Consider the following 11273-nt stretch of genomic DNA (forward strand, 5'->3'; position numbering starts at 1 on the left):
TCAATTTCTTGCAATCCTCGCTACGGACGCTTAAGTCCGACAGGCTGCTAGTGGTACCCGATCCTGAAGAACAGGAAGAAAATTAGTAGTAATATTTGTCCTCAAGTGCTTCGTCAAGGCTGGGAGGAAGAACATAACAGGCGGCAGGATAAAGACTATCAGGGTCCATGTTGTCAATATTCTCTATAGAAAAATCATAGAGAAAATCGAGGAACTCAACCAAGTGTTCTATCCGTTCTTCAAGGTGTTTTTTCTTCTTCTCTTTTTCGCTGAAATCTTTTCCTTCCTGATCCTTTATTGCCTCGCCAAGGTTGGGTCCATCAGCATGTTCGTTGACATCTGGCTCAAGAGTTGACTCGGGCATTGCCAACATAATGCGTGATTGCCTCAGCAGATCTTCAAATCCTGTGAAGAGGCTTTCGAATATGACTTGGCAATCCTTAAAATCATTGAAAGTTTTTTGTAACTGTTGCTCTATGTATTTTTGTAGGGCTAGAAGTAATTCACGAAATAATTCAGGATTTTCATTTCCCGGGTTGTCGTTTGCGTCGGTTAATACCTTTTTGAATGTTCCAAATAATGTCTGTTCTTTGTCTTTTATCTCTGAAGAGTGAGTAATAGTGTCATCCCAGTTGGATGCGCTAAAGTAAGTCGCCAGATTGTCAATGTGTGTATTTGCGAGTTGTATAGAGTAAGGATCAAGAATCAGACATATGGCATCAATTAAACTCAAAAACTGATTATTCGAGGCAACTAATTCAGGTTTTATTTCACCATATTTTTTTATCAGCCTGGACATTGTTTGAGCTGAGTGAGATTTATTATGATAAAGAATTTTTTTGCTCTTGCTAACGTCTTTGTTGAGAAGAGAGAATGCGGCTGTTATCAGTGGATTAATTGATTCCCTGGTCTTTTTAAATTTTGAGTATTGCTCCGATATGTATAAAAAAGTAAGGCGCATTTCTCCCAGCAATCTCAGGCCATCGAACAATCTGGCAGATTTTTTAATATTTTCTTTTAAAACTGTGCGATCATTTATAGGTTCTTTTACACCTAAAAGCTCATCTTTTTTGGTGTCAAGTCTGTCGATACCAGAGAAGCCGGCGGCGTGAAGCAGGAATGAGTTAAAAAAGAAATGGGCCTCTTGAGGGGTGGCTTCATTTGAATGGATGGCGATATAGTAACTCACCATCAACATCGCGAGGTTGTGTTGATCTTCTGTTTTGGTAATATCGACAGGTGATTCGGTGCCTCGGATGTCAGTTAGAACTGCTATCATCAAACTTTGGCTATTGTCGAGTGTATAGCCGAGGGCTTGTATCACTTGCTGAATCATGTTTGCAATTGTCAGGTTCTCATCGGGGGGGGTTACCGGGATGTAGCTCAGCATAGTGTTTAGGGTGACTTCATCAAAGCCTGCATTCAACCCCTGGATAATGGCGGTCATTTGTGCATGGTTCATTGGCGGGAGCGGAATTTCCATTAATGGTTGTAACTGCCGTGCTTCAGCTCCCTCCGATTCTTCTGAATGCTCATCCTTCTTCACGTCTTGCTCATTTTCATGGTTCATGGCAAAGATAAGACTGCTCGTATTCGGGTTGAGATCATAAGTAGGGATTTTTCCTATATAAGCATTATGATTAATCAAATCATTCAGGAAGCTGAACTCTTTTGTCGTTTTTTCTCTAACAAATCCCTCTTCCACTGGTGTTGAAAAAAGATTGTCTGCCAGAAGTGTTGAACAGGGGCAAGCCATCATGATGATGCAGAGGGAAGCAGCAACCGACTGATTGGCGCTATCACGATGGAAAAATATCGATTGCTTTGCTGTTTTAGGTAATCGAGCAATGGAGTGACTCATCTACACCTGCCTTCAAGGGTTTATGGATGCTGTGTTAAAAAGTAGTCTATGGGTTGCAGCAGCACCGAATTTGCAGGGGCTAAATGACCTACCGAAATCACTACCGTTTCAGAGCCTGCCGTTTGCTGTGAAGCCGCTGCTGGTGGCCAGGTCAGAAAGAACAGGAAGAAGATTAAAAATAAACTCCGTCAAGACTTTCAGGAATATATCTGTCAGGATCAATAGTGTCAGAGTCATAAGGATACTTCGTGGCAAAATCATAGAACCAATCGAAGAAATCAACCAAGTATTCTACTCGTTCTTCCAGGTGTTTGATCTTCTGCTTTTTCTCTCTGAACTCTTTTCTCTCTTGTCCATCTGCTGGCTCGCTGGATTTAGCGTCATCAGCCTGATCGTTGGCATTGGTCTCAACAGTTGTCTCAAGCATTGCCAACATAATGCGTGATTGTTTCAGCAGATCCTGAAATCCTGTGGTGAGGGTTAGCATTATGGTTGTGTAATCATTTGAATTATCATGAATTTTTAGTAATTGCTGTTCTATGTGTTTTTGTAAGGTTATAAGTAATTCTTGAAATAATTCAGGATTTTCATTTCCCGGGTTGGTTTTTGCGTCGGTTAGTGCCTTTTTGAATATTTCAAATAATGACTGTTGTTTGTCTCTTGTCTCTGAAGAGTCGGTAGTGGGATCATCTGAATTTAATGCGCTAAAATAACTCGACAGGTTGTCAATATGTTTACTTTCGAATTGTATAACGGCAGGATCAAGAATCAGGCTTATGGCATCAATAAAAGTTAAGATCTGAATATTTAAGGCTGCTAACTCAGGATTTTTTTTACCATTATGTTCTAGTAGGCAGAGCATTCGTTGAGCTGATTCTATATTACGATGAGAATGCGGTATTCCGTTCTTATAAATGCCATAGTTGAGCAGAGATAAAGTGGCTTTCAGTTTTGGATCGACAGGTGTGTCGGACTTTTCAGCTGCTAAGTCATTCTCCAATTGTTGCAAAAAATAAAGTCGCATTTCTTGCAGCGATTTCAGGCCATAGATGACGGCAGCAGATTTTTTAATAGTTGCTTTTAGCACTTTGTGATCTTCTGTGGGTTTATCTATTGATTTTTCCAGACCTAAAAGTTCATCATTTTCGATACGGAGTCTCTCGATACCAGACAAGACCGTGGCGTGAAGCAGGAATGAGTTGAAAAGGTCATTAGCCTCTTGAGTGGATAATTTACTTAAATTGATGGCTGTGTAGTAAGCCACTATCAACATCGCAAGGTTCTGTTTTTGTTGTGGTCTGGTCAAATTGACAGGAGATTCGATCCCCCGGATATGAGATAAAACTTCTATCATTGCTTTCTGGTTGTTGTTGGCCACAACACCGAAAATTTGTTGTACTTGCTCAATCATGCTTTCGATGGTCAGGCTCTCGTTGGGGAGTGTTTCAGGGACGTAGCTCAACATAGTGTTTAAAGTGCTTGCCTCAATGCTTGTATTTAACTTCAGGATAATGTCACTCACTTCTGCATGGCTCATTGGCGGAAGCGGAATCGTCATTAAAGACTGCGGTTGTTCTCCTTCGGCTCCTTCCGATTCTTTTGAATTCTCATCCTTTTTTGCGCCTTGCTCATTTTCATGGTTCATGGCGAAGATAACGCTGGTCGAATTCGGGTCGAGACTAAAAGGGGGGATTATCCCAATATAAGCATTATGGTTAATGAGATCGCCCAGTAAGCTGGACTCTTTTGTCTCTTCATCTCTGACAAATATCTCCTCATCTGGTGTTGGTAAGAGATTTTCTGCCATCGGTTTTGAACAGGGGCAAGCCGTAGTGATAAAGCCAAGAGTAGCAGCAAACAACTGACTAGCCTTGTCACGATGGAAAAATATCGACCGCTTTGCTGTTTTAGGTAATCGAAAAATGGAATGACTCATCGACACCTGCCTTCTCTATTTTATGAATGTGCACATAAACTAGTACATGGACTGCAGCAGTGCCGAATTTTAAGCACCAGTCAATGCTATTACTGAATTTGCACGTTACGTTTTAAGCCATCGTTTTGCCTCGATTTGGGGACACCGTAAGTGCGGTGGGGAAAATAGACTTGCCCGTTAGGACAAGCTGTACCCGTAACCATCCGTAGACTGAATTTTCTTACAGTGTTTGTAGGATATGTCGGTTATTGTTCCCGTTCCATTTGCTATGTTGAAACTTCCTCGACTGCGTACCGCAACCCGTCCTGTATACGTTCCTTGCCGTTTACCTGCCGGAACGATAGCTTTGACGATATCGCCAGTCTGAAACCCTTTTACTTGTTTTGAGCCTTTAGCCTTTGTACGGGGAAATCCGTACTTGTCCACTCTGCACATTTGCCTCGATCCACGACCCATAGCCTTAATGATTAAGGGTTTTGTGCTTTCTGGTATGTATATGCTGGCTCCTGACTCTCCTAAACAGGCGGCATCTATCCATTGCTCTTTCTTGTATCCTTGCTGAGTGCGGTTGAACTTGGTTCTACCGCCAGTAGCAAAGGTGGTAGGAAGACCGATAGCCTGAACACGTCTGGCGGTTTCGTTTCTTGTGGCATTGACTAGCGGGAGCGGAAATTCGATTAAAGGCTGAGGCAGGAGTGCTTCAGCTCCTTCCGATTCTTCTGAATCCTCAATCATTTTTTCGCCTTGCTCATTTTCGTGGTTCATGGAGAAGATAAAGTGGGTTGTATTTGGGTTGAGAATAAAGAGGGGGATTTTCCTTATAAGCCTTTCGCGACCGCGGCGATCAGAACGTGGGTTTTGAAGCTGTTGGTGGCGATTATTCTGAAAGAACAGGAAGAAGATTAAAAATAAACACCGTCAATAGTCAAAACTAGCGTCAAAACTAGCTCTGACGGCCTCAACATTCTCAGAGCCATAAAGCGTGTCTACAGAATAATCAAAGTTAGTCTTGAACCAATCTTCGAAATCATCCAAGCATTTTTTCCGTGCTTTCAGATGCTTTATCTTCTTCTTTTTCTCTTCGTTGCTAAACTCTTTTCCTTCTTGACCCTTTGCTGTTTTGTTTTGTTTGGCTCCATCAGCCTGCTCATTGGCGTTGTTGTCAGTAGTTAGCCGATACATTGCTTTCGTAGTGTAGCTCTCCAGTAAGTCAAATGTTGAGCAGATAGATAACATTTCGAGTGTGTAGTCATTTTTATCAATAAACGTTTTTTGTAATTGTGTCGATATGTGATTTTCTAAGGCTAGAAGCCATTTTCGAAATAATTCAGGGTTTTCATTTCCAGTGTTTTTTTTTGAGTCGGTTCGTACTTCTTCGGATATTGCACTTAATGTTAGTTTTTTAAACACCGTGTCGATAGCGTCAATAACGGGATCAGCCTCAGCTAAAACATCTGAATTGCTAAAATTAATCGACATGTTGTCACCTTGTGTAAGTACCATTTTTTTAATGAAAGAACCAAGAATCAGGCTTGAAGAATATAGAAAACTCATGAACTTAATATTAGAGGCAACTGATTCAGGATTTTTCTCAACATAGTCTTGTATGAGCATTAAAATTTGTTCGGCTGATTTTATATCATGCTGATAAAGCGGTGTTAGGTTCTTATCAATCCCATAGTTGAGCAAAGAGGAAGCGGTTAATAACATGGGGTCTACTGATGCCTCAGAAATTTCAGCTTCTGGTAGATTGTCCAATTGTTGCAAAATCTTAAGGCGCATTTCTCCCAACAACTTCAGGCCAGAGAAGACTGAAGCAGATTCTTTAATATTTGCTTTTAAAATTTCGTGATCTTTTATTGATGCTATTGTACCTAAAAGGCCAGCTTTTCTGGCATGAAGTCTCTTGATACCAGAAAAATCAGTGGCGTGAAACAGGAATGAGTCAAAAAAAGCATGAGCCACTTGAGGGGTGGCTCCATTTGAATGGATGGCTGTGTAGTAACTCATCATCAAAATCACCAGGCTCAGTTGATCCTCTGGTTTAGTCATATCGACAGGAGATTCGGTACCCACGATATTCGTTAGAACTTCTATCATTGCGTTCTGGTTATTGTCAGCCTCAACATGGAGAGCTTGTTGCACTTTCTTGATCATGCTTGCAATGGTCAGGCTCTCATCGGGCAGGGTTACCGGAATGTAGCTCAACATAGTGTTCAGGGTGTCTTCATCAAAGCCAGTATTCAGCCCTTGGATAATGGCAGTAATTTGTGCATGGTTCATTGGCGGGAGCGGAATTTCCATTAAGGGCTTAAGCTGCTGTGCTTCAGCCCCCTCCGGTTCTTCTGAATACTCATCCTTTTTTTCGCCTCGTTCATTTTCATGATTCATGGCAAAGATAAAATGGGTCGTATTTGGGTTGAAAACAAAAGGAGGGATTTGTCTTATGTAAGCATTATGGTTAATCAAATCGTCCAGGCAGCCAGGCTCTTTTGTCGTTTTTATTCCAGCAAATTCTGCCGCCACTGGCGTTGAAAAAGGATTTCCTGCCAACAGTTTTGAACAGGGGCAAGCCAGCACGATGAAGCCAAGGGAAGCAGTAACCAAATGATTAGCCTTGTAACGATGGAAAAATATTGATGGCTTTGATGCTATTAGTAATCGACCTATGGGATGACTCATCGTCGCCTGCCTTGTTGAATTTGAATGCCCTGAATAAGGTAGTTTCGCCTGCCACGCCTCTGTGACCGTAATACTCAAGAACCCGGCAACCCTGATTTATCGAGCAGGCGATATCTGCATTGAAGCCGTTGCTGACCTCATCAAAACTTCGACCGCAATGCTACAACTGAATCTGCACAAATTTCCTGATAGCCCCGGTCTGAAAAAACTGGAAAAGTATCCAAACTAAACACCGTCAGGATTACCCCTGTCAGCTTCATCTCTGTCAGCAGGGATCGTGTTAACTTCAACTCCATTAACTTCAACCCTGTCAGCTTCAACCCTGTCATCTTCAACTCCGTCAGCATCAACGTCAGCATCAACTCCGTCAGCATCACCTCTGTTGGAATCACTACCTCTGTCAGCATCAGTACTGCCCACATCATTGCCTTCAGACTCACTACTGCCACTTTCATGAGGGCTGTTCATAGCAAATTCATAGTTAGACCCGAACCATTCGACGAATTCTCGCAAGTGGCTTATCCGTTCTCTCAGGTGTCGTGCCTTCTTCTCATATTTACTAAGCTCTTCTCCTTCTTGGCCTTCTGCTGCTTTTTCATCTTTGGCTGCGTCAATCTGCCTATCAAATATTTCCAACATATCATTTGATTGTTCATGCAGGCTCGCTAATCCTGTGCCGAGGGTTACCATTATCACTTGGTAATCATCTGCCTCAGTAAAAGCTATTTGTAATTGTTTCTCTATGAAGTCTTTCAGAGCTTGAAGTAATTCTCCAAATAATTCAGGACCTTCATTTCCATCATTGTATTTTGCATCTTCTGATACTTTCTTGAATGCTTCAAATAACCTCTGTTCTTTGCTTGTTGTGTCTGAAGAGTCAGTGTCGGTTTCTAACCACTTTGATTTTCTAAAATAACTTAACAGGTTTTCAATATGTGAATCTGTGAACTGTATAACGGAAGGATCAAGCAGCATGCTTATGGCATGAATCAAAGTCATAAATTGATTGTTAGAGGCAACTAACTTAGGATTGTTTTCACCATATGATTCTATTAGCTTTAACATTCGTTTTATGTGATTTTATGTTGCGCTTATATAGCGGTATCCCGTTCTTCTCAACACCATAGTTGAGAAGGCTGGTAGCAGCTGCCAACAGTGGATCGGGTGATGCGCTGGATCTTTCGTCTTCTGAGTAAAAATTCAGTTGTTGCAAAAAATCAAGGCGCGCTTCTTCGAGTATTTTCAGGGCAGAAAAGACATTTTTGGATTCTTTAACATTACCTTTTAAAAGTTCGGGATCTTCGATGGGTTCTTTTATACCCAAAAGGTTACCCCTTGTGGCATGGAGCCTCCCTATACCAGACAAGCCGACAGCATGAAGCAGGAATGAGTTAAAAAAAACATTAGCCATTTGAGGGGATGACCCATTTGACTTGAGGGCTGTATAGTAACTCATCAACAACATCGCGAGGCTCTCTCGTTGTTGTGGTTTGCTTATATCGACAGGAGATTCGGCGCCCTGAATATCATACAGAACACTAATCAACGCATTTTGGTTTTCGTTGAGCGTTATGCCAAGAGTTTTTATCAAATGATCAATCATGCTTGCAATTGATCGGGCATGTTCGGGAGGGGTTTCCGGAATTTCCTCCAACATCATATTAATGTGGTTTGTATTAATATCTGTAGTTATGGCACGGATAATTTCGGAAATTACCCCATGGAGCATCACGGGGAGAGGAATTTCGATTAAAGATTGCAGCGGCTGTGCTGTAGCTCCCTCCGGTTCTGTTGAATTTTCATCCTTTTTTTCGCCTTGCTCATTTTCATAGTTCATGGCAAAGACAAGGTTGGTCGCATTCGGGTTGAGAGCTAAAGTAGGGATATTCCCTACATAAGCATTGTGATTAATCAAATCGTCCAGAAAGCTGGACTCTTTTGTTGGTTTTTCTAAAACAAGCCTCTCCACCGATGGTGTTGATAAACCATTTTTTGCCAGTAGTTCTGAGCAGGGGCAAGCCATCATGATGAGGCCAAGGGAAGCGGCAACCGACTGATTAGCCATGTTACGATGGAAAAAGATCGATTGCCTTGCGGTTGCTGATAATTGGGAAGCGGAGTTATTCATCAACATCTGCCTTTTTTAATTTATGGATGCCCTGATAAAGTAGTCCACAGATTGCAGAAGTGCCCAATTTTAAGCATCTTCAAACTCAGCCTGATCGCTCAGGCAACCCCGTTTTCTAAGCGCAGGAATTGCCGAGAGCTTGGAGTTCCAAGGTTCAAGGCCTGTGCACAAGGCAAGGCAGTTACAATCTGGACTTAAACCCGGGAGTGGCATTCGAACAGCGCAGAACCGGCTACTGCCAATGACGTTATGGGGCACAAATGGAACGGCCTTAAACAGTAACGTCTTCGAGCCAGCAGTTCGCCGGTAGCAGTTGGTTTGAAAGGACAGGAGGATTCATTTCTTCAGGACTACCTCTGTCAATATCATTGCTCTGAGAGTCACTGCTATCAGAGTCGCTGCTGTCAGAGTCACTGCTGTCAGAGTCGCTGCTGTCAGAGTCACTGCTGTCAGTGTCATAATGAGAGTTCACGGCAAAACCATAGTGAGATCCAAACCAATCCACGAAATCTTGCAAGTAATTTATCCGTTGTCCCAGGTGTTTTCTCTTCTTCTCTTCTTCGCTGAGCTCTCCCCGTGCTGCCTCGCCATGTTTAGCTCCATCAGCCTGCTCATTGGCACTGGCGTCAATACTTCGGTCAAGCATTAACAGAACTTTCCTTGATTGTTCTAAGAGGGCCTGAAATCCTGTGCCGAGGGTTACCATTATGAACTCGTAATCATTTTTTTCAGTAAACGTTTTTTGTAATTGTTGCTCTATGTATTTTTCCAGAGCCAGAAGTAATTGTTGAAATAATTCAGGATTTTCATTCCCCGGGTTTTCTTTTGCGTCGGTTATTAACTTTTGGAATACTTGAAATAATTTTTGTTCTTTGCCTTCAGAATCAGTAATGGTTTGATCCCAATTAGATGCAGTAAAATAACTCGACATATTGTCAATGAGTGTTTTTGCAAACTGTATAACGTAAGGATCAAGAGTCATGCTTATGGCATCAATTAAATTAATGAACAGGTTATTAGAGGCAACCAATTGTGATTTTTTTTTACCAAATCCTGTTAATTCTAACACCTTTAGCATTCGTTTAGCTGATTTTATATTACGCTCATAAAGTGGTAGTCCGATCTTATTAACACCACGGTTGAGTAGATTGGATACTTTTTCTAACACTGGAATCTGGACTTTTGTCTCGGATTCTTCAGCTTCTGAAGTATTTTTGATTTGTTTCAAAAAAAAATAAACGCGCATTTCTTCCTGCTTTCTTAGTCCAGCGAAGATTATTGCTGATTTTCTAACATTTTCTTTTAAAACGTCTTGATCTTCTGTGGGTTTGTCTGTGCCTAAAAGGTCACCTTTTATAGTATGGAGTTTTTCGATACCAGACAAGTCACAGGCGTGCAGTAGGAATGATAGAAAAAATTCATAAGCCATTTTATGGGGTAGCTTCTCTGAATTGATGGCCGTATAGTAAGCCAACATCAAGAGTGCAAGGCTCTGTTTTTGGTTTGGTTGGCCCATATCGACTGGCGTTGTGGTACCCTCAATGGACGATAGGACTAAATGCATTGTTATCATGTGACAATCAACCGGAATGCGAAGAGTTTGCATCAATTTCACAAGCATGCCATCAATTGTCAGGCTCTCATCGGGGGGGGTGACCGGAACGAAGTTCAACAGAGTGTCTAAGGTTTCTTGATCAATGCCTGTATTCAATTCCCGGATAATGTCACTCACTTCTGCGTGGGTCATGGGCGGGAGCGGAATTGTCGATAAAGGCCGTGGTATTTGTGCTCCAGCGCCTTCCGATTCTTCTGAATGCTCATCCGTTCTTTGTCCTTGTTCGTTTTCATGGTTCATAGCAAAGACAAGGTTGGTCGCATTCGTGTTGAGAGCTATAGTAGGGATATTCCCTACGTAGGTATTGTGATTAATCAAATCGTCCAGAAAGCTGGACTCTTTTGTTGTTTTTTCTAAAACAAGCCTCTCCTCCACTGGCGTTGATAAACCATTTTTTGCCAGTAGTTCTGAACAGGGGCAAACCATCATGATGAGGCCGAGGGAAGCAGCAAGCGACTGATTAGGCTTGCCAAGATGGCAAAACATTGATCGTTTTGGTGTTTCAGGCAAGCGAGATAAGAAGTTATTCATCCACATCTGCTCTCATCAGTTTACAAATGTCCTGACAAAGTAGTCCATGTATTGCAGCAGTGCTCAATTTTAAGCGAAAGCCGGTCCCAGCCTGATCGCGCAGCCAGCTCCGTTTTCTAAGGCATTACCAAGAGCTCAGAGCTTCGTTCCCTTCAATCGTGGTTCAAAGCTTTTGGACAGGACGAGGCAGACAGAATGCAGGCTTTAATCGAACAATGCAGGACGCTGCAGAGCATCCGGCTATTGCCACTGAAGTTAGGGGTCACGAATGGATCGGCCGAAGCTACCGCCACGGAGTCAGTAGCCTGCCAGGAAGCATACTATTGGTATTCGGCCTGACAGAACAGGAAAAAAATTAATATTGAACTCCGTCAAGATTACCTCTGTCAGATTCACTACCGCAGGACTCACTGCTGTCAGAGTTATAAGGAGATCTTATGGCAAAATCATAGTAATACCTGCACCAATAGATGAAATCCTCTAAGGATTCTGTTTGTTCTTTCAGGTATTTGTTCTTCTC

The 11273-nt window shown here is 42.1% G+C and carries 7 protein-coding genes; all 7 read right to left on the reverse strand.

All coding sequences use genetic code 11. The features are described 5' to 3' along the window. Positions 1–82 precede the first annotated feature (82 nt). Positions 83–1861 carry a hypothetical protein gene (locus KDK16_RS02770; protein ID WP_257274572.1) on the reverse strand — a complete coding sequence of 593 codons (1779 nt, stop codon included), beginning with the start codon at positions 1859–1861 and terminating at the stop codon, positions 83–85. Between the two features lie 172 nt (positions 1862–2033). Then, positions 2034–3797: a hypothetical protein gene (locus KDK16_RS02775; RefSeq protein WP_257254399.1), complete on the reverse strand. Its 1764-nt coding sequence runs from the start codon at positions 3795–3797 to the stop codon at positions 2034–2036. 177 nt (positions 3798–3974) lie between these two features. After that, positions 3975–4532, reverse strand: a complete 558-nt coding sequence (locus KDK16_RS02780) for a hypothetical protein (RefSeq protein WP_257254398.1) — start codon at positions 4530–4532, stop codon at positions 3975–3977. Positions 4533–4715: 183 nt separating this feature from the next. Then, positions 4716–6557 (reverse strand): hypothetical protein, encoded by a 1842-nt coding sequence (locus KDK16_RS02785; protein WP_257274573.1) that lies wholly within the window; start codon positions 6555–6557, stop codon positions 4716–4718. A 147-nt stretch (positions 6558–6704) separates the two neighbouring features. Then, the gene (locus tag KDK16_RS02790) at positions 6705–7544 is read right to left on the reverse strand and encodes a hypothetical protein (protein ID WP_257274574.1); all 840 of its coding nucleotides are present in this window, start codon (positions 7542–7544) and stop codon (positions 6705–6707) included. Beyond that, positions 7516–8607: a hypothetical protein gene (locus KDK16_RS02795; protein ID WP_257274575.1), complete on the reverse strand. Its 1092-nt coding sequence runs from the start codon at positions 8605–8607 to the stop codon at positions 7516–7518. Before KDK16_RS02795 ends, KDK16_RS02790 begins: the two co-directional genes overlap by 29 nt. 271 nt (positions 8608–8878) lie before the next feature. Continuing rightward, entirely contained in the window at positions 8879–10753 is a 1875-nt protein-coding gene (locus KDK16_RS02800; protein WP_257274576.1) for a hypothetical protein, read from the reverse strand. Positions 10754–11273: the final 520 nt, after the last annotated feature.

The organism is Endozoicomonas sp. SESOKO4 (assembly GCF_024606275.1).